This window comes from Massilia violaceinigra (genome assembly GCF_002752675.1).
GTDB lineage: Bacteria > Pseudomonadota > Gammaproteobacteria > Burkholderiales > Burkholderiaceae_D > Telluria_A > Telluria_A violaceinigra.
On the sequence record NZ_CP024608.1, the window covers coordinates 2548178 to 2570112 of the forward strand.

The 21935-nt window shown below is 60.5% G+C and carries 21 protein-coding genes, 1 tRNA gene and 2 pseudogenes; 18 read left to right on the forward strand and 6 right to left on the reverse strand.

Translation table 11 applies throughout. The features are described from left to right. The 10 genes from CR152_RS11635 (at position 1) to CR152_RS32835 (ending at position 9315) form a co-directional block, all read left to right on the forward strand. Positions 1 to 4671 carry a hypothetical protein gene (locus CR152_RS11635; protein WP_099875062.1) on the forward strand — a complete coding sequence of 1557 codons (4671 nt, stop codon included), beginning with the start codon at positions 1 to 3 and terminating at the stop codon, positions 4669 to 4671. Beyond that, positions 4668 to 5714, forward strand: coding sequence for a hypothetical protein (locus CR152_RS11640; protein ID WP_099875063.1), 1047 nt, complete (start codon positions 4668 to 4670; stop codon positions 5712 to 5714). The genes CR152_RS11635 and CR152_RS11640 overlap by 4 nt, the downstream gene beginning before the upstream one ends. Beyond that, positions 5711 to 6559 (forward strand): hypothetical protein, encoded by an 849-nt coding sequence (locus CR152_RS11645; RefSeq protein ID WP_099875064.1) that lies wholly within the window; start codon positions 5711 to 5713, stop codon positions 6557 to 6559. The genes CR152_RS11640 and CR152_RS11645 overlap by 4 nt, the downstream gene beginning before the upstream one ends. A 2-nt stretch (positions 6560 to 6561) precedes the next feature. After that, positions 6562 to 7227, forward strand: coding sequence for a hypothetical protein (locus tag CR152_RS11650; protein ID WP_099875065.1), 666 nt, complete (start codon positions 6562 to 6564; stop codon positions 7225 to 7227). A gap of 54 nt (positions 7228 to 7281) precedes the next feature. Beyond that, positions 7282 to 7557 (forward strand): hypothetical protein, encoded by a 276-nt coding sequence (locus tag CR152_RS11655; protein ID WP_099874838.1) that lies wholly within the window; start codon positions 7282 to 7284, stop codon positions 7555 to 7557. Continuing rightward, positions 7554 to 7775, forward strand: a complete 222-nt coding sequence (locus tag CR152_RS11660; RefSeq protein WP_099875066.1) for a DUF7940 domain-containing protein — start codon at positions 7554 to 7556, stop codon at positions 7773 to 7775. Before CR152_RS11655 ends, CR152_RS11660 begins: the two co-directional genes overlap by 4 nt. Beyond that, complete coding sequence (locus CR152_RS11665; RefSeq protein WP_099875067.1) at positions 7759 to 8217, forward strand: lysozyme; 459 nt, start codon at positions 7759 to 7761, stop codon at positions 8215 to 8217. The genes CR152_RS11660 and CR152_RS11665 overlap by 17 nt, the downstream gene beginning before the upstream one ends. Further along, positions 8214 to 8609, forward strand: coding sequence for a hypothetical protein (locus tag CR152_RS11670; RefSeq protein ID WP_099875068.1), 396 nt, complete (start codon positions 8214 to 8216; stop codon positions 8607 to 8609). Before CR152_RS11665 ends, CR152_RS11670 begins: the two co-directional genes overlap by 4 nt. Then, a complete protein-coding gene (locus CR152_RS11675) occupies positions 8606 to 8953 on the forward strand; it encodes a hypothetical protein (protein WP_229413350.1) in 348 nt (115 codons plus the stop codon). Before CR152_RS11670 ends, CR152_RS11675 begins: the two co-directional genes overlap by 4 nt. Before the next feature lie 83 nt (positions 8954 to 9036). Continuing rightward, a complete protein-coding gene (locus CR152_RS32835; RefSeq protein ID WP_229413351.1) occupies positions 9037 to 9315 on the forward strand; it encodes a transposase in 279 nt (92 codons plus the stop codon). An 82-nt stretch (positions 9316 to 9397) separates the two neighbouring features. Here CR152_RS32835 and CR152_RS32840 read toward each other — a convergent pair whose 3' ends face one another. Next, positions 9398 to 9745 (reverse strand): hypothetical protein, encoded by a 348-nt coding sequence (locus tag CR152_RS32840; RefSeq protein WP_157778449.1) that lies wholly within the window; start codon positions 9743 to 9745, stop codon positions 9398 to 9400. A 54-nt stretch (positions 9746 to 9799) separates the two neighbouring features. Beyond that, positions 9800 to 10579, reverse strand: coding sequence for a hypothetical protein (locus CR152_RS32845; RefSeq protein ID WP_157778450.1), 780 nt, complete (start codon positions 10577 to 10579; stop codon positions 9800 to 9802). Between the two features lie 201 nt (positions 10580 to 10780). Between CR152_RS32845 and CR152_RS11680 the strand changes: the two are divergent. From CR152_RS11680 to CR152_RS11690, 4 genes and pseudogenes are all read left to right on the forward strand, one after another. Beyond that, positions 10781 to 10972: pseudogene (locus tag CR152_RS11680) on the forward strand (transposase domain-containing protein); the annotation flags it as partial. A gap of 137 nt (positions 10973 to 11109) precedes the next feature. Next, a pseudogene (locus CR152_RS35000) lies at positions 11110 to 11331 on the forward strand (IS66 family transposase); the annotation flags it as partial. Positions 11332 to 12132: 801 nt separating this feature from the next. Next, positions 12133 to 12561 carry a hypothetical protein gene (locus CR152_RS32850; RefSeq protein WP_157778451.1) on the forward strand — a complete coding sequence of 143 codons (429 nt, stop codon included), beginning with the start codon at positions 12133 to 12135 and terminating at the stop codon, positions 12559 to 12561. Positions 12562 to 12868: 307 nt separating this feature from the next. Further along, the gene (locus CR152_RS11690) at positions 12869 to 13267 is read left to right on the forward strand and encodes a hypothetical protein (RefSeq protein ID WP_229413353.1); all 399 of its coding nucleotides are present in this window, start codon (positions 12869 to 12871) and stop codon (positions 13265 to 13267) included. Positions 13268 to 14065: 798 nt separating this feature from the next. Here the strand turns inward: CR152_RS11690 and CR152_RS11705 are convergent. Beyond that, positions 14066 to 15274, reverse strand: a complete 1209-nt coding sequence (locus tag CR152_RS11705) for a tyrosine-type recombinase/integrase (protein WP_099882220.1) — start codon at positions 15272 to 15274, stop codon at positions 14066 to 14068. Positions 15275 to 15440: 166 nt separating this feature from the next. After that, positions 15441 to 15527 (reverse strand) — tRNA-Leu (locus CR152_RS11710). Positions 15528 to 15674: 147 nt separating this feature from the next. Between CR152_RS11710 and CR152_RS11715 the strand changes: the two genes are divergently transcribed. The 4 genes from CR152_RS11715 to CR152_RS11730 all read left to right on the forward strand — a co-directional run bounded on the left by CR152_RS11715 (position 15675) and on the right by CR152_RS11730 (position 19667). Further along, positions 15675 to 17639: an APC family permease gene (locus CR152_RS11715; RefSeq protein ID WP_099875070.1), complete on the forward strand. Its 1965-nt coding sequence runs from the start codon at positions 15675 to 15677 to the stop codon at positions 17637 to 17639. 259 nt (positions 17640 to 17898) lie between these two features. Further along, positions 17899 to 18222 carry a hypothetical protein gene (locus CR152_RS11720; protein WP_099875071.1) on the forward strand — a complete coding sequence of 108 codons (324 nt, stop codon included), beginning with the start codon at positions 17899 to 17901 and terminating at the stop codon, positions 18220 to 18222. Between the two features lie 22 nt (positions 18223 to 18244). Then, the gene (locus tag CR152_RS11725; RefSeq protein ID WP_208640113.1) at positions 18245 to 18511 is read left to right on the forward strand and encodes a hypothetical protein; all 267 of its coding nucleotides are present in this window, start codon (positions 18245 to 18247) and stop codon (positions 18509 to 18511) included. 91 nt (positions 18512 to 18602) lie between these two features. Beyond that, positions 18603 to 19667 carry a DUF418 domain-containing protein gene (locus CR152_RS11730; RefSeq protein WP_099875073.1) on the forward strand — a complete coding sequence of 355 codons (1065 nt, stop codon included), beginning with the start codon at positions 18603 to 18605 and terminating at the stop codon, positions 19665 to 19667. Positions 19668 to 19709: 42 nt separating this feature from the next. Here CR152_RS11730 and CR152_RS11735 read toward each other — a convergent pair whose 3' ends face one another. Then, complete coding sequence (locus tag CR152_RS11735) at positions 19710 to 21431, reverse strand: ArnT family glycosyltransferase (RefSeq protein WP_099875074.1); 1722 nt, start codon at positions 21429 to 21431, stop codon at positions 19710 to 19712. 91 nt (positions 21432 to 21522) lie between these two features. After that, positions 21523 to 21792, reverse strand: coding sequence for a type B 50S ribosomal protein L31 (locus CR152_RS11740; protein WP_054268338.1), 270 nt, complete (start codon positions 21790 to 21792; stop codon positions 21523 to 21525). Positions 21793 to 21935 lie beyond the last annotated feature (143 nt).

Below are 21935 nucleotides of genomic sequence, written 5' to 3' on the forward strand. Positions count from 1 at the left end.
ATGCTCGCTGGCCAGCTCGAAATTCAACTGATGGCCGACGTCGCCAGGATCCGCACCGACATGGACCAGGCACGCCGCACGGTCGAGGACAACACGACGCGTATGGCGAAGGCAGCCGACATGGCCAAGACGGCGCTCGGCGCCATTGCGGGCGCCCTGTCGGTCGCGGCGTTCGCAGGAATGATCAAGGGATCGCTCGATGCGATCGATAGCCTGACTGATCTCAGCACGCGCACCAGAATTACGGTTGAAGACCTGGCGGGCCTGAGCTACGGCGCCAAGCTTTCGGGGACGGATCTGGAAAAAGCCGCGGCCTCGATCACGAAGCTTGCAACGAATATGGGCGCCGACGCGGATAAATTCTCAAAGCTGGGCGTTACGGCCAAGGAGCCGATTGAAGCCTTCAAACAATTCGCCACCGTCTTCAAGAATATAGAAGACCCCCAGCAGCGCGCGGCGCTCGGGGCGGCCGTCCTGGGTAAATCCTGGCAGGACGCCGCGGTGTTGCTGGACGAAGGCGGAGAAGGAATAGCCGAGTTGGTCAAGCGGGGACAGCAGCTGTCGGGCATCACGACTCAAAGCTCGGCAGATGCAGCCGCGTTTAACGACATGCTGGACGAATTCGGCGCAATTGCGGCCGGCGCAGGCGCGCGTGTAGCAACGGGCCTCCTGCCAATGTTGAATTTGCTTGCAGGGGATCTTCTCAAGACTGCGGAAGGCGCTGAAGAGGTCGGAAATTCTTTCAGCCCTTTGACGGAGACGTTCCGCGCCTTGGTCATCCTGGGCGGCAATGTCGCGTTTGTATTCAAAACCATCGGCAACGATATCGGCGGCATCGCCGCGTCCGTCGCATCGCTTGTCACCCTGGACTTTGACGCGCTCAAGAACATCGACAAAACGATGAAGGAGGACGCCACCAGCGGCCGTGCGGCTTTTGACGCCTGGGAAAAGCGTTGGCTTGAAGTCGGGAAAACGGCCAAAAAGGTAGAGGCCGAGGTCCAGGCCAGCAGCCAAGCGGAGAGAGACGCAGCGGCAGAGCGGGCCGCCGCATATCTCAAGGACGCCGAACTTAAAGCGGCAGCAGAGAAGAAGACCGCCGAGGCAGCCGCGCAGGCAAAACGCATTGCCGCCGAGGCAAAGCGGGAACGGGACGCTGCAGCAAAAAGAGCGGCACAAGAGAGCGCCGCCGCAATAAAGCAGGCGAACGATTTTATCGAAGCCCTGAAAGTGGAAGCCAGCCAGGTCGGTTTGGGCTCCGACCAGCTCAAAATGATGGCAGCGGCGCGCGCAGCAGCAGTCGCGCCCACCGCCGAGTTGCGTACGAAAATCATGGAAGAAGCGCTCGCGCTCGATATCGCCACGAAGGCAGCAAAAGCCAAAGCCGACGCAGACCAGGTTATGGCCCAGGCTCGCGCCAACTCCGACAGCGAAGTCGCGGCTATCAATTCCGAAACCGAGGCGCTCTTAACAAAAATCCGGACACACGGCATGCTCCCCGAGGCAATCACGCTGGCGCGAATCGCGGAGCTCGAAGCGGCCAAACAGGCGGCCGTTCTCACCGAAGAGGGCATTGCCGACATTCAGCGTCGCATCGATGCGCTCAAGGGCTTGGCCGACGCACAGGTTGGCGCGGGCGCGCTCGGCGATGCGCCTGGCCTTACCCAGGCAAAGGAACTGCTCGAAGTAATGGCGGAGTTGGACGAAGCCACAAAGTCGGCGGCGGCCGGCATGGCCGCATCCTTCGGCAAGATCGGCTCTGCCATCGGGGGCCTGACCACCGCGCTGTCGGGCTACGGCCGCGCTCAGGCGGCGATCGCCGCGCAGCTGGCCGCTGTCAAGGACGACAAGCGCAACAGCCCGGAGACCGTGCTGAAGGCCGAAATTGCGGCCGCCAAGCAGTCCGCCCAGGCGCGCGTGAAGTCGTACGGCGATATGGCGAATGCGGCCAAGGGGTTCTTCAAGGATAACAGCACCGGCTACAAGGTGATGGAGGGCGCCGAGAAGGCTTTCCGCGCCACCGAAATGGCCATGGCTATCGAAACGATGTTGACCAAGAGCGGGCTGCTGACAGCCTTCACGAGCCTGTTCGTCACGAGCCGGGCGACCGAGTTGGCGGCTGACGACGCTGCGACCGGAAAGTCGATCATCAATTCCGGATTGCGCGCCGCGGCGGATGGAGTTGCCGCGTTCGCCAAGACGCTTGCCTCGCTTCCATTTCCATACAATGTTGCCGCCGGCGCCGCAGTAATCGCACTGCTCGCCGGCGTCGGGGTGGCTATGTCCGGCGGTGGCGGTGGCGGCGGTGGTGGTATGGCCGCCGCAGATGTGCAGAAAAAGCAGGGTACCGGTGGCGTGTTCGGTGACAAGGACGCGCGGTCCGCGTCAATCGAGCGGTCGTTAGAAATGCTGGAGGCCAATTCTGGCAACTTGATCCCGCTCAACCAGGGCATGCTGTCCGCTCTGCGCTCGATCGAGGCATCCATGAAAGGGCTGACCAACCTCATCGTGCGCGCGCCGGGCGTGGTCGACGGGTCGAATATGGGAATCCAGACGGGCGTGAAGCAGAACGGCCAGGCCATCGTCAATTCGCAATTACTGGGGAGTAGCATCAATCCGTTGGCCTCGGTGATGCAAAAAGTTGCGTCCTTTATTTTCGGGAAGGTCACAACCACGATCGTGGACAGCGGCATCCTGTTCGGGGGCCGGGTAAATGACCTGCAGGCCGGCGCCGGCTATGAGCAATACGCCAGCGTGGACACGAAGAAAAAAGGCCTGTTCGGCTCATCGACCAAGAATTCCACGAACACGCAGGGTCTTGATCCCGCGCTCGCCAGTCAGTTTGCGCGGATTTTCACCGACGTCGAAACGGCGCTGGGTAGCGCTGCGGAATCGCTCGGCGTGCGCGTCGAGCACGTGACGGCCACCCTCGATGCGCTGACGATCGATAAGACGAAGCTGTCGTTCAAGGGCTTGAGCGGGGATGCGCTGACCGAGGCGCTGAACGCTGCAATCTCGAAGACGATGGACGACATGGCCGAGGCCGTTTTCCCCGACCTGAACGGTTTCCGCGAGGTCGGCGAGGGGTATGCAGAGACGGTAATCCGGCTCGCATCGAATTCGGCGATTCTGGACTCGGCCCTGTCCTCGATCGGCATGACGTTCGGCGCCACAGGCGTGAGCAGCCTGGCCGCGCGCCAATACCTGATCGACCTGGCGGGAGGTATTGACGCGCTGTCGGAGCAGGCATCCGGCTTCGCCAACAACTACTTGACGGAGGCGGAGCGCCTGGCGCCGGTGCAAAAGCAGGTCGCCGAGCAGATGGCCGCGCTCGGCCTGGCCGGCATCACAACGCGGGACCAGTTCAAGGAAGTGGTGCTTGGGCTCGACCTGAACACTGCGAAGGGCGCCGAGACCTACACGAGCCTGATGGCGTTGCAAGAAGCTTTTGCCCTGGTCACACCGGGTGCGAAGGATATGGCAGCGGTGATCGAGGAGCGGGCCGGCCTGCAGGAAGAATACGACGCGGCCACGATGACGTCCGCGCAGCTGCTCGCAAAGCAGCGGGACGCGCTTGATGAAAGTAACCGCGCCCTGTTCGACAGCGTTGTTGCAGCGCAGGCGGCCAAGGACGCAAACGAAGCCACGGCGGCATCGATGAGGTCGTACGCGGAGCAGATCGCCACCTTGGAGCAAGCCAGCATGACGCTGGAGCAGCGGCGCGCCGCGGAGATTGCAGGCCTCGACGCCACGGTGGCCCCGCTCGCCATGCAGCTGCACGCCATGCAGGACCAGGCAACGGCAGCGAAGGAAGCGGCTGCCGCGCTTGATAGCGCTGCTGCATCCGCTCGTGCCATCGCCGCGGAACGGGCAGGCCTTGAGCGAGAAATGATGCAGCTGCAGGGCGACACGGCAGGATTGCGCAAACTAGAACTCGACGCGCTCAATCCTGCAAACGAGGCCTTGAAGGAAGCAATTTTTGCCATCCAGGACAAAAACGCAGCGGATGCGCTTGCGGCCAAGTCAGCGGCGGATGCCCTCAAGCTTGCCCAGGATGCCGCGAAGGAGCAACAGGATATTGCTGACGACGCCAGGCGCGCCGCTGAACAGATCCAGAGCGCCTACCGGGCAATTACCGAGTCGATCTTTGATGAGGTCGCGCGCGTTCGCGGAATGCTGAACGAAAACACGCCGGCATCGATAGCCGATGCGCAGGCTGCATTTTCGATCAAAACGGCGCAGGCGCGCGCGGGGGACCAGGAGGCGGCAAAGCTCCTGCCCCAGCTTTCGAAATCGTTACTCGACCTTTCCGAGGCCAACGCGCTGACAGCGATGGACCGCGACCGCGTCCGCGCACAGACGATGGGTAGTCTGATCGACACCGGGAACATCTTGTCGCGCATGTTCGGCCTCGAACCCTCCGTGCTCGCGGCCGGCGCGGCTGCGAGCACGCCGGCGCCGGCGGTGCCTGGCCAGCCATACGTGCAGAACGTGGCAGTTCAGGGCGGTGATACCAGAGGGCTGGAAGTGGTGGTCGAGCGCTTGACCGCGCAGGTCGCCGCCCAGCAGACGGTGCTCAACAGGATTGCGTCGAACACGCAGCGGTCTGCCGACACGCAGGACCGACTGTCCGATGGCGGCGTCGCCGTACGCACGAAAGAGGTGCCAGCGTGAGCGCCGCCGATTTCTGGCTGATCCGGCCGGTTGCCATCACCGACGCCATGCTGATCAGCAGCACGGTGCCCGAGGGGCTGGCGCAAGAGTATTCGTCTGGTTCCACATACGTCCTGGGCGCCGTCGTTGGTGTAAGCACGGGAACGAAGCAGGCCGTCTATCAGGGGCTCCTGGCGAGCAATGTTGGACACGCTCCTGCCACCTCGCCAACCTGGTGGAAGCCGCTGGGGACAGTCTACGCGCCCTACAGCGCGGGCACCTCCTACGGCCTAGGCGATGTGGTGTCGAGCATTTCGGCCAACGTGCACGACCTATACGAATCCCAGGCGGCGGGCAACTTGGGCAACGCGCTCACCGACAAGGCCAAGTGGCTGCGCAAAAGCGCGACGAATCGCTGGAATGCGTTCGACAAGGCGCTGAACAGCCGAACCGTCGTGCCGAACTCGATCAGCTTCGTCATAGCGCCCGGCCTGGTCAACACCGTTACCCTGCTCAACGTCGAGGGCGCCAGCGCGACCATCACGCAGTCGGGCACCGGGTACACGCGCACGCAAAGCCTGGTGCGGCATCACGTCCTGAACTGGTATGACTTCTACTACGAGGTTCCGATCAGGGTCGGTGATGTGGTGTTCGATGGCGTGCCGCCCTACGCAGCGTCGTCGCTGACAATCACGATCGAGAACGCTGGACTCGATGCCGCGATAGGCGGGTGCTTCGTTGGAAAGTCGCGGACGATCGGCACCACGCAATGGGGCGTGACCGGCGGGACGCTCAGCTACTCCACGGTCGACACCGATAAATTCGGCAATGTGACCATCTTCAAGCGCGCGAACGCCAAGCGCCTCAATTTCGAGGTTCGCATACCGGATGGCTTTGAAGACGAGGCGCACCGGCTGCTTACCGAATACACCGATGTCGAGCTGATCGTCATCGGCTCTACGAAATATTCAATGACCTATGCCTACGGTTACATCGACCAGTGGGAAGTGCCGATTTCAAACAGTGGCCAGAACGCGCCGATTTCATTCCGAGGACTGATATGACAATAACCCAAGTGATCACCGCGCTGCCACCGGCGCCGAACCCGCTCACGGACACCCCGGCCGTGTTCAGCGAGAAGGCAGCGGCATCCGTAGCGGCGCAGCAGGGTCTTCCGCCCGAGATCAATGCCTGGCGCGTTCAGGCGAATGCATTGGAAGCGAACGTCAACGCGAAGGAGTCCGCAGCGAGCGCAGCGAAGACGGCGGCGGAAACAGCGCGCGACGCCGCGCTCGGGTACAAAAATACGGCACAACTCGCCGCCGATGCCTCCATGAGTTACAGGGACCAAGCCCAATCTTGGGCGGGAGCGGCAGCAGGCAGCGCGGCGACGGCAAGCAGCATCGTTGCCTTCGTCGACACGAATTCGATCGCGAAAGGAAGTATTGACGCGTCGAAGCAGGTTCGCTTCGAGTGCGACGCGCTGATTCCACCGGGCACAGTTATTCCGTTGACTGTGCCAGCGGCCGGGGGGACCCTCGCGCTGCTGTCCGATCTACAGGAACTTACACGGGCGATGACCTTCTACGACAACGGCACGAGCACTGCGGTGGCCTATGCGAACGGTGGCACCCAGCGTGTGGCACCGGCGTCGGGCGCGAAGACGATGAGCTTCACGGGCTGGCCGGCCAGCGGCAAGCAGGCGGTGCAATTTCTTGAGCTGGTAAATATCGCCCTTGGAGGCAATCCGGCGTGGCCTGCGGGCGCGCGGTTCATCCGGTACGATGGCGTGATCCAGACGACTGCAGCCGCGGCGAATATCACGTGGCAGACAGGCGGCACCGATTACGTCATGGTGTCGACGCGCGATGGCGGCACCACGCTCATCGTGTCAGTGCTACGAGGCTGATCATGACGCCTATCGACGCCCGCCGCAGCGGGTTTTACGGGAAGCGCGCGCGCATCCCCATGACCGCAACCTTTACCAGCAGCGGCACATGGACGGCACCCGCATCCACCACAATGGTCGACAGCCTGATCGGCAAAGGGAGCAACGGCGGCGCGGCGCCCCTACTCAGCGCGAGCACGACGGTGGCAACAGTGTTCTGGTACATCGGCAGCGGCGGCTCGAATGCCGGCACCTATGACTGGGCCTCTGCAACAAATTCAGCGATTGCGCAGCGTAACGCGATCAACGCCGGTGGCAACCCGAGCTATACCTTCTACAACATCAGCCAGCATTCAAACAACACGTACACGGTTGCCACTGCTGGCTACTCATTGTCGGGCGTGGTCGCGGGATCGGCCACGATTGTGTATGAAACCGGCTGGCTGAGCAGCGGAAATATCGCTGGCGGCGGGTCTTCGCAAAACTGGTCGGCCACGGTCAGCTGGAACTACTACGGCTCGCCGACGAACGGCAGCGATAGTACCGCGCTCGGCTACACCTTTGCCGGCGGCATCAGCGGCGGCGTTGCGCCGACTTCCACGCACTACAACATCGCCGTCACTCCTGGCAACGGATACCCCATCGTGGTGCCGCCAGGCGGATCGGTGACGATCAACTATTACCAGTAGGCCCGCACGCTCCACCTCTAGCCACCTTCGGGTGGCCTATTTTTAAGGCAACGAATGATGAACGATCAAGAGCGCGACGCCATGCTGGTGTCGATCAAGACGGCTTTGTCCGATAACACGCGCAAGACCGAGCAGATACTAACCGCCTTCCCATCCGGAGACACGGACGGCCACCGACGCTATCACGAAGCCGTGATCGAGTGGCGCGAGCTGCGCAACCGGCTGGTGCGCGAGGCGCTTATCAAGGTCACCCAGGCGGGCGCGCTGGCCGGCGCCGGCTGGGTAGCACTGGCCATGTGGCAGGCGCTCAAGATCACGGTGAAGCAATGAGGCTCATCGACGACTGGCGCACGGTTCTGCGCAAAGCCTGGAGCGTGAAATTCAACGTGGCGGCCACACTGTTCGGCGCCGCCGAGGTGGCCGTGGCCATCTGGAAGCCGGAGGGCATGCCGAACGGGGTATTCGCTGGGGGCGCCGCGGCTGTCTCCATTTTCGCAAACGTGTCGCGCCTGCTCGCGCAGAAGGAATTACATGGCACTGACAAATAAGCAGCGCGCCGGCTGGTGCGCAATCGCCGTCACCATCGTGGGCGGTTTCGAGGGCCTGCGCCAGGCGGCCTACCTTGATCCGGTCGGGATCCCAACGATCTGCTTCGGGGAAACCAAAGGCGTACGGATGGGCCAGCGCGCCACGCTCGACCAGTGCAATGCCATGCTTGCCGCCTCCCTGCAACTGGCGAACCATGCCGTGGACGACTGCATCCGGGCGCCGCTGCCCGATTACCGGCGCGCCGCGCTGGTCAGCTTCGCCTACAACGTCGGCCAGACCAGCCTGTGCGGCTCCACACTGGCGCGCAAGTTGAACGCGGGCGACACGCTGGGCGGCTGCGATGAGCTGCTGCGCTGGACGTACGCCAAGGGCATCAAGCTGCCCGGGCTGGTGACGCGGCGCCAGAAAGAGCGCAACTACTGCCTCGTGGGTGCTGAATGAGCGCCCTGGGCACGCTGGCCGCCGGCGTCACGGGCGGAATCTGGAAGATCGTGGCCGTGATCCTGCTGGCCGCCCTGCTGATGGTGGGCGCGTGGACCGGCGGCGGCTGGTTCCTAGCGGCTCGGGACCGTGACGCCGCCCGGGTGGAACTGGTCGCCGAGCAGGCCAAGAGCGCCGCCTACGCCGCTGCAGTGGAGCGCCAGAACGCCGCTGTTGCCGCTCTGGCCGATGCCAAGCGCGAGGCGGAGGCGCGCGGGCAGGCCGCCCAGCAGCACGCCGCCGCCGCCGGCCGGCGTTTCGATGCTGCCGTGGCCAAGGTCGCCAGCGCGCGCGCCACCACGTGCGATGAGGCCATGCCGACCGTGAACCTGATCTTGGAGGCTACCCGATGATGGCGCAAGTAAATGTGGCGAACACGAAGTTACCCGCGTTCGCGCTTTTTGCGATGCGAATTACCAAAGAAATCAGTGGGTTACGATCCGCGTGCGCGCTTGTTTTGCTTGGCGTTGGGTTGGTGGTGACCGGCTGTCAGACGCCCCAGCCGGCCGCCACTGTGGTTAAAGTTCCGGTGATGGTCAAATGCGTGTCCGCAGCGCCTGCCCGGCCAACCTTCGCCATCCAGAAGCTCTTGCCCGATGCCAGCGACGGCGAGAAGGTGCTGGCCCTGGCGCGTGACGTCCCTGTGCACCTCAAGTACGAGGACCAGCTTGAAGCCGTCATTGCGGGGTGCCTATGAGGTAAGCGTCTTGCCTGCACCGTCTGGACGTAGTTTGCCGTTCCCGTCAAAGTAGTTCCCACTACTGTTTGATGGGAACTACTTTGGACACTGAAGTAAAGCCAAGCAGCCGCAAAGGCAAATCAAATTATTCACGCCAGTTCAAGCGCCGACTCGGTGTTGCGGCTTGCGAGCCCGGCGTGTCGGTCTCCAAGCTGGCGTTGGCTCATCAGGTCAATGCGAACATGGCGTTCAAGAGGCGGCGCGATCTGCGCGCCGGATTGCTGGACGATGCCGCACCAGCACCGGCCGCCTTATTGCCCGTAGTCCTTGCCGAGCCGCTGGCCGCTGCAAGGGGAGAACAGGGAAAACGGAAAAAATAGCACGCTAAGTATAACGGCTCGCGTTTGAAAACGGGTGTGCTCGCATTCCACGCCGTTTTCAAACGTGAGCCGTTACACCTAATCAGTAACTAAGAACGCCAGTGTAATCTTCAGGCGTTTTTTTATCCGGCCACCTGGAATCTTCCATAGGTTGCGAGGCGCAATACGAATTGGCCACGATTTTCCCGGTTTTCGAGCCCCTGCAAGCCCAGATCAGAGTACTGCGATGCTTGAATTGATCCCAAACAAATTGATCGTCCAGCAGCGAGGGCAGCGCTTTTTCATACCCAGTTTTCGGCGAAATTTGCATAGGGACACTTTCGCTAGAACCTGGCTTCTTATCCAATGCCTTTTCGGTTTCAGGTATTGTTGTCTGACTCATGCAAACTGATGACGCCATGGCAAGCGCCACTAGTACGAAAAACTTCATTACTTCTCCAATCAATACAGAAACACAATAAAAACGGGAATGCCCGTATTGTATTCAATAGGGCGCCAACTCGGGCAATCCGATGATTTGGGGTGCGACATGTTGCGCATCGGTAGGTTCTATTGGTAATGCGGCGATTGGTGCCGGATCTTCTTGTGTGAGATAAAATTCTAAAATCTCAGTATCGACATTGTTTGGCACGGATTTTTGGCCACCTGGAGGAATCTGCCAATAACTTGCATCATGCAGGTTACCATTACTATCCATGCCAAACGGAGACGAAGGAAAAGTCCAACCTTTAGGCGCACCGGGAGGTGGCGGAATGTATCCCCATCCCATATTAGGTGCATTAGTACTCCCGTCGTAGTTTCCGCTGGTCTTCGTAGCTCCGCTTTGTTCGTAGGATTTCCATTCTCCATTGTCGGTGTGCTGCGTTGAATTATACACTCTCACCTCATTTCCAATAGAGCCGTAATTTGCGCGAGTTGGCTCTCCTAGATCACGGGCTACACGTGTTTCAAACGCTGTCGCTTGTGCCTCATTGTGACCAAAAATGACATGAGCAATTTCATGAACTAGCCCCATCGCAGGTGACTGGACCCCGAGAATACCTGTGTCCGAAATTACCTGTAATCCTTGGTTAGGATTCCAACTGATCTGTCCTGACGTTGGCAGGGCAATCGTAGGTAAGAGTGAGCCTACATGGATCGTTAGACCATCCAGGTTCGGATAATAAATTGCAAAGTTAGGGCTGTGCTTAATGTACTGCAATGTTAGCATTAACTGCCCCCTATCTGCCATGCTTATGCTCGGTACATGAATACTTATGGGCATATTATTTCTTTCATATTTCAGTTGTTACTGCAGGTCAACTTGACTTTGCAGGAAAATCAATCATATCAAAAAAATAGCTGGTAAAGTTCACCAACGGTAACATTGCGTAAAGAATATGTGATATTTTATGCAGCATAACTAACCAAACCGGCATTCACGTTCTTTAGCGTTGGAGGGCCTCGAAAAACCGTAGCGAGCGGGCGAAACTGGCTGTTTGCCAGGTCGGAACGGGCCGGCCGCCGTGCCGCTGGTATCCAAAGCATGGTCGCGACGGCGAAATTGAATGGGCTCGATCCTGCGCACTGGTTGGCCGACACACTTGAAAAGCTTCCAACCTGCCCGAACAGCAGGATCTACTCGCTGCTACCGTTCGCAAACTCTACACAGGTCTAAGCACCGATGGAAGGTGGGGCCGCTGGCCGCTTACCTTTTGGCGTCAGAACCAAAAGATCGACAAGGGGAATTTTCGACCGCTACGAAAGCACGATAAACCTTAGCGTGCTATTTTTTCCGTTTTCTCTGTTCTCCTCAAGTCCGACACCTCGGCGGCGATTCAGTACGCCCTCAATCTGTGGCCGGCCCTAGTGCGCTACTGCGACGACGGCGTGATCGAGATCGACAACTCGGCTGCTGAACGTGCCTTGCGCGGTGTCGCCATCGGCCGGCGAAACTATCTGTTCGCCGGCGCGGACAGCGGCGGCGAGCGCGCGGCCGCTATTTACTCCATGATCGGGACGGCCAAGCTGAACGGGGAAGCTGGCCTCTGCCTGAAAAACACGCCGCTTCCCAGCGGTGTGACGCCATCATCAGGCAATCCGACGTTCAGTTCGATAGGGTACTGGCCCTACGCTTACTCTGTGAGCGATGCCGGAATCCCGGCATCGCCAGTGCGATGTCGCGATGACGATATCGAGGTCGGGCCGCTGATCCTGGAAATGCACCGGATCGACGGCCCGGACCGCTCGCCCATGCAGATGATCAGCGCCGATCTGCTGGCGCACTACCAGTGCCGGGAGGCGGAACTCGCCGGGCTCAAGGCTGCGACCCTCGTGGATTATCGCTGATATAGTGTCATTTTATATAGCAGTACATGTGTGCGATGCCCTTCCGACCTGCCCTTACCCCACAAGATCTTGATGAAATCGGCGAGCGCCAAGATGTGACTGACATCAAGCTGCTGCTGTGCGAAATAAAGCGTTTACGTGCGATCGTCCGGCTCACTGACCAGCTGCAAGTCTCGTTAGATCGTACCGGGGATTGCATCTTGGATGCGCTTCGCGGTGAGCTTGACCGCGAGCCTTGGGTCAACGATGAAAGACGGCAGCGACGAGCACCTCGTCCAACGGTCGGCAATTGAGCGGCATCGAAGGGGGCGAATAAACCAGCCACGTTCTCGAAGGACATACTCAGTCAGCGCCTTCGTAGCCACTGGTACACGATCTGGCGGCGGTGCCCTACTGCTGCGTTCGAGGGGGCCCTTTCCTTAAATTTGAATTGTGCTGACCTTTACTTCTACAAAAAAGCAATGTTAAATTGTGACTTTGGGTGGCGAAATGACCACAGCAGCCTATCATCTAGTTTCACAACATTTTGGCAAACTTGTCTCCACAATAATTGTGGATGAGTCCCAACGCGGGATACTCCGATTTTCCGGAGGGGGACTGAAAAAGCATAGCGTTGACTTTTTGTTTGCCGTCGCAAATTTCAGTCGGATACCCAGCGAAATGTGTTTAACAGAATTTATCGTTAGGCGGGCAATTGCTCAAATGCATCAAATGCACCGTAAAGGCGAGCTTCGAATTCCGTCCTCCGCATTGCAATTATCGATGCAAAACGTGTTGTGGATTGGCGATCTGCTGCATGTTCCGTATGGCGGCGCTACGAACGGTGTTGATCCCAGCGCTAACCCGTTTTCCCAGCGCGATAGTCCGGATAATGATCGAGCTGGACTAGGTCAGGTGTCCCTGGCTTCGCAACCTTGAACGGTCGCGAACCTACGATCTTGCTCGGAAAAAAATTCTGTTGAGCTAAAAAGGCAGTCTAGATGACGGACTGACGTTATCGGGAGGTCCGGTTTCAGCCTCGGTGGGCAGTAAGCGCGAAGCATGCTTTCATTCCTCCACACGGGCACATCCGCAACCGAGCTGACTCGGTAGTGGAAGGGGGGAGGGATGAACCGTCGCGCTACGGCACTGAGTCGCTTGCCCACGCCCGGGAAGTGTTATGGGAGCCGTTGCGTACCATATGCGTTTTGGCGGATATAATTTCAGAAAAATTTGACGAGTTGCGATGAATAAGAAGACACCTGGCGAAATCGCCCGATCTGAATTTGCCGACCGCCTGCACGCCACAGCAGCGTTCGCACCGTACCGCCGTAGCCCCACAGCGCTGGCTAGGGCGTTTAATATTCGCTTCCCACACATGACGGTCACCTCTCACGCCGCACGAAAATGGCTCATGGGCGAAGCTCTGCCAACCCAAGAAAAATTAGTTGCTTTAGCTGAATGGCTGGAAGTTGAGCCGACTTGGTTGCGTTTTGGCAACGCGTCAAGTTCGGAGTCGTCGGCATCGGTGCAAAAGAGCGGGGATCGGATTGAATCAGACATTCGCCTGCTGAGTGAGCCAGAACGAAAGATCATTCGTGCTGCGCTGGATGCTGTGTTTTCAGCCCGGCAAATTCTGAAGTAATAGGACTATGCTGTCGAGCATCGTGTGTGCCAACGAAACGCAGGCCGCTAGGTGCGTTTCATCCAGATGCGCCCGATCGTGGAAGTCACCGTTTTTTTGATCTAGGGAGTGAATTTGTGGCAACGAGACCCTACGTCGAATATCTTGATTACGTCATCTACCCAGACGCGACCATTACGGCTACTGGCGAGTTTTCGGCCGAGGCGCAGATTGCAGGGCCGACGGGGTTCATTAGTTTTGCGGCCCTTGGAGTCTTTGAAACTGCTACTGCGGCGACCGACCACGCAACGCGGTGGGTGCAAGAATGGATTGATAGCGGGATCGCTGAGCAGGCGCTTGCTGATGCATTCAAACGAGACACGAATATAAGTCTGCACTCCGACCCCTCGTAGCTGCTGGATGTGCTGCAGCGCTCGTGGCACGTAAGGCCGCTCGATCGCCGAGCGCGTCCAGCTTGTTCATTTGACCGAATTGGCCTGACGACCGGGCCGGCCGCCTCCGCTTACATCAGGCCTCTGGCGCCACGCGCAGGACCGTCACCAAGTGATCGCCGAGCCTCCCCCACGCATCCCGCTTCTCGTCGGCATAGTCGTGGTGAAGGTAGTGCCGGCGCACTTTGCTGCCAGGCACACGTGGTTCTGGCACCGGTCGACGATGTTGAGCAACACGTCCAGACGCTGCATCCGCGTGGCGCCTGTGCGGCGCAGGTCGTGCGGCGTCCATGCACCAGTCTTGCCGTCGCCCAGCACCAGTGTATAGTCGTGCCGGCGCCGGTGACCGACCATCAGCCCCGCCAAATTAAACCGCCACGCGCAGCCCATCCAAGTAATCCGCCCAGCGCTGCATCATCTTGTGGCGCGCGGGAAGATGCGCCGTCCGGTTATATGCGCGGCCATTCGGATCTTTCACCGCGTGCGCCAGCTGGTGTTCGATCAGGTCGACGCGCTCGTTGAGTACCTCGTCCAGGATTGTGCGCGCCATTGCCCGGAAGCCGTGACCCGTCATCGTTTCCTTCGTGTAGCCGAGGTTGCGCAGCGCGGCATTGATGGTGTTCTCGCTCATGCACCGGTCATCCGATCGAATGCTGGGAAATACGTAGCGCCCGTGCCCGCTCATGGCGCCGACGCCACGTAGCAGCGCCACAGCTTGCTTTGCCAGCGGGACGATGTGATCGGTCCGCATCTTCATTTTGGTGCCTGGGATGCGCCACTCGGCGGCATCCAGGTCGAGCTCGGTCCATTCCATCGCGCGCAATTCCCCTGGTCGTTGAAAAACCATGGGCGCCAGTCGAAGGGCGGCGGTGCAGTATGGATGCCCGTTGTAGTTGTACATGGCGCGCAGCAGGGTGGCGACTTCCTTGGGTTCGGTGATGGAAGCATAGTGCGCTTGCGGTACCGCCGACAACGCGCCGCGCAGGTCCGCAGTGACATCGCGCTCGGCCCAGTCGTTGGATACTCCGAACCTGAAGACCTGGCCGCACAGTTGCTTGATCTTGTGAGCCGATTCGATGGCGCCCCGCGCTTCAATTTTCTGCAGCGCCGCCAAGACGTCGCGCGGTTTGATGGCCGATATTGGCATGGCGCCGATGGCCGGGAAAATGTTCTTCTCAAGCCACGACACGTTTTTTGCCTGGGTGGTTTCGGCCCGATCGGCAGCGGTCTTGCGCAGCCATTCGAGCGCGACAGCTTCGAAGGAGTGCACCTCGGCCGAGGTCTTCGCCACCTTCTCGTCCCGTTTCACCTGGGCCGGATCGAGTCCATCAGCGCGTTGTTTGCGCGCCGCCGCCCGTTTCACCCGCGCTTCGGCGAGGGAGACTTCGGGGTATGTGCCAAACGTTAGGCGATTCGACTTGCCGTCAGCTTGGCGGTAAGCCATGCGCCAGATTCGGGAACCGCTGGGAGAGACCTCGAGGTACATTCCTTGGCCATCGGCCAGGGTATAAGCTTTCGCCCTTGGCCTCGCATTTTTCACCTGCGTGTCAGTCAAAGGTGTGGCTAATTTAGGCATTTTGCGTCCATGCGAAAAGCGATTTTGCATCCATGGACGCAAGTATGGACGCAAAAACGATGGATGGCAATAAACGTTAGTAGGCCTTATTGCACCTAAGCCGCAACGTCCGCAGAGGGAAGGGGCTTTGTTGATAGACGTTAATGAACGTCAATAGATGTGCTGTTGGTGCCGGGAGCCGGAATCGAACCGGCACGCTGTTTCCAGCGCGGGATTTTGAGTCCCGTGCGTCTACCTATTCCGCCATCCCGGCAACGCGACCCGCATTATGGCTGATTTGCCCGGTTCAGGCAACTCTTTCGCGTTTTGCGCAGCCGGCTGTCATGACACCAGCCGGGCGAACGGCATATGATCTCGTCTACCTTGGGCTACCGCGCCGTCCGTACGGGCCGCGCGCACGATGAATAACAAGAAGATCCGCGAACTCATACTCGGCAAAGCGCTCGACCCGATGAAAAGCGAAACGCGCCACTCGATGGCGCTGGTCGCCTTCCTGGCCTGGGTCGGACTCGGCGCGGACGGCCTCTCGTCCTCCGCCTACGGCCCGGAAGAAACCTTTCGTGCGCTTGGTGGCCATACCCACCTCGGCCTGTACCTGGTGCTGGCCACCGCCATCACCGTGTTCGTCATCGCGCTGGCGTATAACCAGGTCATCGAACTGTTCCCCACGGGCGGCGGCGGCTACCGCGTCGCCACCAAACTGGTCGGCCCGTATATGGGCCTGTTGTCGGGCTGCGCGCTGATCCTCGACTATGTGCTCACCATCGCCATTTCGATCGCGTCCGGCGTCGACGCCCTGGCCTCGTTCCTGCCGCTCGGCTTCCAGCCGTATAAACTCTGGGCCGAAGCGTTTTTCATTGGCCTCTTGATCGTGATGAACCTGCGCGGCCTGAAGGAAGCGATCCAGATCCTGCTGCCGATCTTCCTCGGCTTCGTGGCCACGCATCTGGTGCTGATCGTGTACGGCATCGTCGCGCATGCGTCCTACCTGCCGCAGCTGATCCCCACCACCATGATCGAAACGCGCGAACTGGCCAGCAGCATCGGCTGGACCTGCGTGGCGGGCATGCTGCTGCTGGCTTACTCGCAGGGCGGCGGCACCTACACCGGCCTCGAAGCGGTGTCGAACAACGTCAACCTGCTGGCCGAACCGCGCGTGCGCACCGGGAAGATGACGATGCTGTACATGGCGCTGTCGCTGGCGTTCACGGCTTCCGGCATCATCCTCCTGTACCTGCTGTGGGACGCCAAGCACGTGGCCGGCCAGACCCTCAACGCGTCGACCTTCAAGGCCATCATCGACAGCATGGGCCTGGGCGGTCCGCTGCTCAACCAGATCCTGCTGGTGATCGTGCTCGCGTTCGAGGCCGGCCTGCTGTTCGTGGCCGCCAATACCGGTTTTCTGGGCGGTCCGTCGGTGCTGTCGAACATGGCCGCCGACTCCTGGGTCCCGCACAAATTCCGCTACCTCTCGACGCGCCTGGTGACGCAGAACGGCATCCTCGTGATGGGCATCGCCGCGCTGGCGATCCTGTTCTGGACCGAAGGGAAGGTGACCCTGCTGGTGGTGCTGTATTCGATTTCCGTGTTCCTCACCTTCGCCATTTCGCTGTTCGGCTTGTGCCGCTACTGGTGGCAGAGCCGCAAGAACGAAGGCCAGATCTGGGTGCGCCGCTTCCTGCTGTCGCTGACCGGCTTCGTCATCTGCGCCGGCATCCTGGCGATCCTTTTGTACGAGCGCTTTACCGAAGGCGGCTGGGCGACCATCGTCATCATCGCCGTCATCGCCGCGCTGTGCGTCACCATCCGCAACCACTACCGCGAAACCAAGGCCGCGATCCACTCGGTCGACGAGGTATTCGCCAACCAGCCCTTCGGTCCCGTGACGGAACCAGTGGAGCCGAAGGCGGATGACCAGACCGCCGTGTTCATCGTCGGTTCCTCGCGCGGCGGTGGCTTGCATGCCTTGCTGTGGGTGCTGCGCATGTTCCCCGGCCACTTCAAGAACTTCTTGTTCGTGAACGCGCGCACGGTCGATTCGCATGCCTACGGCGGCATTGGCGCGCTTGAAAAAATGCGCGAGGAGGCGGCCGATACGCTCGAATATTTTGTCGATTTCTGCCAGAGCCACGGCATGGCCGCGTCGTCGTATATCAGCTTCGGCACCGACGCGGTCGATGAAGTGACCCGGCAGTGCGAAGAGATCAACCGCGAATATCCGAGTTCGATTTTCTTCACCAGCAAACTGATTTTTGCGACCGATAACTGGTTCACGCGCCTGCTGCACAACCAGGCCGCGCTGGCGGTGCAGCGCCGCCTGCACCTGGAAGGCTTGCAGATGGTGATCCTGCCGATGAAGGTCTAGTGGTATTCTCGTGAGTTCACAACCGGACGTCAGCAAGCACGCCAGGAGTGGGCTCGTCTGGGGCTGCGGTCCGCTATTTCAGCGGCCATTCCGCACCAGGTTGCGGCATAGCGCAACGACACGGTCTTCAGACACATGCTAGGATGGGTATGACTAAAAAGACTCTTATTGCAGAGCTTGTCGCACGTTTTTCATCTGCATCCAAGGTTCCCCTGACGAATGCTCATACGCTCAAAGTGAGTTGTCCGAGGCTATTGAAATGACCGAGATCCGTGAACTCGATTTATCGCCATTCGCGCTGACGCATGTCTGTGGCAATGGTATGTCGCTTGTGGCAAGGACACCGCTGAGTTTCAAGCCTATGTTGGATGAAACACGTCAGTTCATCTGCTTGCGTGACGAGAATCTGAGCATCAACGTATTTGCCGAAACGCGCCAAAAATTGTCTGTTGAGCTAGATGAGCAGATACTGATGCTATGGTCGGAATATGCTCTGGCAGCTGATGACACACTTGATGGTGTAGCTCAACGCTTGAAACGTCGGCTTTTGGACATTTTTGACGGGGCGGAAAATGCCGCGTAGGCGTGTCGACGTTGAAAAAGGCTTGCTGAAAAAAGGCTTTCGTCGCCGCGAGGGCGACCATCACTACTATAACTATTTCAATACGCAGGGTAAAAAAACTGCAGTATTCACCAAGACGAGTCACAGCCACACTGAAATTTCCGCCAGCGTGATATCGCTCATGGCCAAGCAGTGCAAGCTCTCCCGGCAAACGTTCGACATGCTGGTGGATTGCCCTCTCTCGCAACAGGAATACGAAACCCTGTTGATCCTGGGCGGACACGTCAGCCCCGTTACGCCTGGTGAATAGATCGTCAAGCATAAGCATTGCTGATCGAAACCCCATTTTCAACAAACGCCAATCGGCATGCTACATTGTGATTTTTTCAATGTAGCCATCCATGAAACAGCGTATCGTCGGTCTCGACCTGGCCCGGGCCCTTGCCGTCATCGGCATGGTGGTCGTCAATTTCAAGGTCGTGATGCACGCCAGCGCCACCGATGCCTCGTGGTGGCTGGCGCTCTTCGATGCGCTCGACGGACGCGCTTCCGCCATCTTCGTGGTCCTGGCAGGTGTCGGCCTGTCGCTGGTCTCGCAGCGCGCGCGCCAGTCGGGCGATGCTTGCGCGCTGCGCGCCGCCCGCGCCGGCATCCTGAAACGCGCCGCCTTCCTGTTCGTCGCCGGCCTGCTGTATGTGCAGGTCTGGCCCGCCGACATCCTCCATTACTACGGCGCCTACATGGTCATCGGCGCGGCCGCGCTGTCATGGCGCAGCGGCGCCGTGCTGGCCGCCGCCGCTGCCATGGTGGCCGGCTTTGTTCTGCTGGCCACGAACCTCGACTACGGCACCGGCTGGAACTGGGAAACACTGGCCTACACCGGCTTCTGGACACCCGCCGGCTTCGTTCGCAACCTGTTCTTCAACGGCTTTCACCCGGTGTTCCCGTGGGCCGGCTTCCTGTTGCTGGGAATGGCTGTCGGCCGCCTCGACATGCAATCGAGCGCCGTGCTTTACCGGGTCTTCATGACCGGCCTTGTGATGGGCATCGCGGCCGAATCGACCATGTTGATCGGCGAATCGCTTGCCCCGCCGGGAACGGGCATCTGGTCGCAGCTGTGGTCATCCGGCCCGCTGCCGCCGATGCCGCTGTACTGGATCGCCGCCGCCGGCGACGCCATGGCGGTGATCGCCGCCTGCGTCTGGATCGGCCAGCGCTGGCCTGGCGCATGGCTGCTGACGCCCCTGGTGCATACCGGCCAGCTGGCGCTCACGCTCTACATCGCCCACGTCGTCATCGGCATGGGCGTGCTCGAAGCGCTTGGCCTGCTCAATGGCCGCACGCTCGCCTTTGCGGTGAGCAGCGCGCTGTTGTTCTCGGCCGGCGCGGTGCTGTGCGCGCACCTGTGGCGCCGGCGCTTCGCGCTTGGCCCGGTCGAGTGGCTGATGCGGCGCTGCACCGGGTAAGCGCGTACTCACTCCGCTACGCCGCCGAACGGCGCGTGTCGCTCAGGGCGCGCGCTGATACAGGCGGAAGCGCTCGTCGCGGTCGGCCGCGCGCCGGCCTTCCCACAGCAGGCGCCACTCGGCACCCGGCGGCGGCTTGGCCAGTTCACGTTCGTCGTGCACTTTCACGCTGTCCTGCAGCAGGATCAGATCGCACTTGGAAGATCCGATTTGATCGAACGGCAGCTTGCCGTAAAACGCCAGCGAAGCGCGCTGCGGCGCGCCCACGTTGGAATTGATGCAGCCCGAACCCGGCGGCAGCGAGCTGGCGATCTGGCGCGCCACGCTGGCGTAGCTCTTGCTGTAATTGAAGTCCGGCAGGAACAGCGTCATGAGCAGCACCCACAGCAAGATCAGTCCGCCCGACGACAGCACCACGGCGCGCCACAGCACCGCCGGCTGGCGCGAGATGCGCCAGTGGACCAGCGCGATCCAGCCGATGGTGGCGCCGGCGGCCACCACGAACGCCAGCACGCCGACTTCAGGCCGGAAGCCCGGCAGCAGCTTGAGCACATTCTTGGCCAGCTGCGCCGGCCAGCCGGTCAGCTTGGCGATCCAGAACAGCCACACGATCGCGCCCAGCATGGTCAGCACCATCACCGAGAACCAGTCGATGGCATTGATGGCGCCGCGTTTCATGGTCGGCAGCCCGAACGCGGCCATGATGGCCAGCGGCGGCAGCAGCTTGAGCAGGTCGCCGTTTTCCGGCAGCGGATCGCACAGGATCAGCAAGGTGAGCGCGCCGACGAAAAACAGCGGCAGCACGATGTGCAGCAGATGGTCCTGGCGGCGCCAGGCGTAGATGGCCCAGCCGGCGAACGGCCAGGCCGGCCAGAAGAACCAGATCCCGACGCGGAAAAAAGTCTTGATCGAGACCCAGCTCGGCAGGCCGATCTGGCGTCCGGTCCAGCCCAGCCAGGCCGCCACCGGATTCAAGCCGTACGGCTGCATCAGGATGGCCGGCAGCACCCAGATCATCGAGATCAGCACCGCCGTCAGCACCGACAGGCCGAGGTGGCGCAGGGTCGGCGCCAAAGGCACCGACAGGAAACGCGTGCACAGGAACAGGGCCAGCAGCAAGGTCAGCGGCGTGAGCAGGCCGCGCGTGAGCACCAGCGCACCCAGCGACAGACCGATCAGGACCGCATTGCGCACCGTCTGCGCTTCCACGTAGCGCACCGCGCGGTACAGGAAATAGGCGACCAGGCCGCCCTGCAGGGTGACGGCCAGGGTTTCGTGGCTGAACATCAGCAGGCCCAGGCAGCCGAGGTAAATCAGCGCGGCCGTATCGGCCAGGGTGCGGCCGTAGTCGTCCGGCTCGGGCTGGCCGCCGAAGGCCAGCCGCAGCGGCTGCGCGTCCTGGCGCCGCCCCAGGTGGAAGGCGGTCCACCAGACCGAGGCCGTGCCGGCCAAAAAGATGCCGATGGTCGACATGCGCGCCGCCATCATGTCGCCCATCAGCCAGCCGAACAGCTTGATGCACAGCGCGCCCAGCCAAAAGGCGAGGGGGCCGTCGTCCGGCACCTGCATGCCGGCGATATTCGGTACCAGCCAGTCGCTCACGCCGCCGTGGGCCATGGTCCACATGATGCCGAAACTGCCGGCATCATCTTTCCAGTCAGCACGCCCGATCAGGCCGGGCAGGATGTACAGCAGGCCCAGCGCAAACAGAGCCCAGCGCGGGAGGGCGAGGGTGGCGGCGGCGGAAAGACGGACGGGTTTCATCGATAACGGGGGCATCGGGAATGGGGAAAGGACGTAGTATCAACGAAAAAAAAGCAGCCGGGGCTGCTTTTTAGGACTGCATGGCAAAAACTTAGCCGTTTGCAACCGCGGTTTTGGAGCCGACGGCGCCAAATTTCTGACGGAACTTCTCGACGCGACCAGCGGTGTCGACGATTTTGTGCTTGCCGGTGTAGAACGGGTGCGATTCAGCCGACACCTCGATCTTCACCAGTGGGTATTCTGCGCCCTCGTGGGTGATTTTTTCGCGGGTCTGGATGGTCGAACGGGTAACGAATTTGAAATCGCACGACAGGTCGTGGAATACAACGTCGCGGTATTCTGGATGGATATCTTTACGCATGGTCTTGCCTCGGTTAGTTTGGTAGCCAAACTGCACTTCGTCGGTCGTCTTGCCTCGTGACCCGATTGCCGCTCACTTGCCAGGGGTTAAATACTGCAACCGGCGATTATACAGTGATTTTTCGTGACAAGTCACGTAAAAGC

Coding starts and splice junctions, on each gene's coding strand:
- CR152_RS11635 (WP_099875062.1), top strand. CDS start 1: ATGCTCGCTGGCCAGCTCGAAATTCAACTGATGGCCGACGTCGCCAGG.
- CR152_RS11645 (WP_099875064.1), top strand. CDS start 5,711: ATGACAATAACCCAAGTGATCACCGCGCTGCCACCGGCGCCGAACCCG.
- CR152_RS11650 (WP_099875065.1), top strand. CDS start 6,562: ATGACGCCTATCGACGCCCGCCGCAGCGGGTTTTACGGGAAGCGCGCG.
- CR152_RS11655 (WP_099874838.1), top strand. CDS start 7,282: ATGATGAACGATCAAGAGCGCGACGCCATGCTGGTGTCGATCAAGACG.
- CR152_RS11660 (WP_099875066.1), top strand. CDS start 7,554: ATGAGGCTCATCGACGACTGGCGCACGGTTCTGCGCAAAGCCTGGAGC.
- CR152_RS11665 (WP_099875067.1), top strand. CDS start 7,759: ATGGCACTGACAAATAAGCAGCGCGCCGGCTGGTGCGCAATCGCCGTC.
- CR152_RS11670 (WP_099875068.1), top strand. CDS start 8,214: ATGAGCGCCCTGGGCACGCTGGCCGCCGGCGTCACGGGCGGAATCTGG.
- CR152_RS11675 (WP_229413350.1), top strand. CDS start 8,606: ATGATGGCGCAAGTAAATGTGGCGAACACGAAGTTACCCGCGTTCGCG.
- CR152_RS32840 (WP_157778449.1), bottom strand. CDS start 9,745: ATGAAGTTTTTCGTACTAGTGGCGCTTGCCATGGCGTCATCAGTTTGC.
- CR152_RS32845 (WP_157778450.1), bottom strand. CDS start 10,579: ATGCCCATAAGTATTCATGTACCGAGCATAAGCATGGCAGATAGGGGG.
- CR152_RS32850 (WP_157778451.1), top strand. CDS start 12,133: ATGACCACAGCAGCCTATCATCTAGTTTCACAACATTTTGGCAAACTT.
- CR152_RS11690 (WP_229413353.1), top strand. CDS start 12,869: ATGAATAAGAAGACACCTGGCGAAATCGCCCGATCTGAATTTGCCGAC.
- CR152_RS11705 (WP_099882220.1), bottom strand. CDS start 15,274: ATGCCTAAATTAGCCACACCTTTGACTGACACGCAGGTGAAAAATGCG.
- CR152_RS11715 (WP_099875070.1), top strand. CDS start 15,675: ATGAATAACAAGAAGATCCGCGAACTCATACTCGGCAAAGCGCTCGAC.
- CR152_RS11720 (WP_099875071.1), top strand. CDS start 17,899: ATGACCGAGATCCGTGAACTCGATTTATCGCCATTCGCGCTGACGCAT.
- CR152_RS11730 (WP_099875073.1), top strand. CDS start 18,603: ATGAAACAGCGTATCGTCGGTCTCGACCTGGCCCGGGCCCTTGCCGTC.
- CR152_RS11735 (WP_099875074.1), bottom strand. CDS start 21,431: ATGAAACCCGTCCGTCTTTCCGCCGCCGCCACCCTCGCCCTCCCGCGC.
- CR152_RS11740 (WP_054268338.1), bottom strand. CDS start 21,792: ATGCGTAAAGATATCCATCCAGAATACCGCGACGTTGTATTCCACGAC.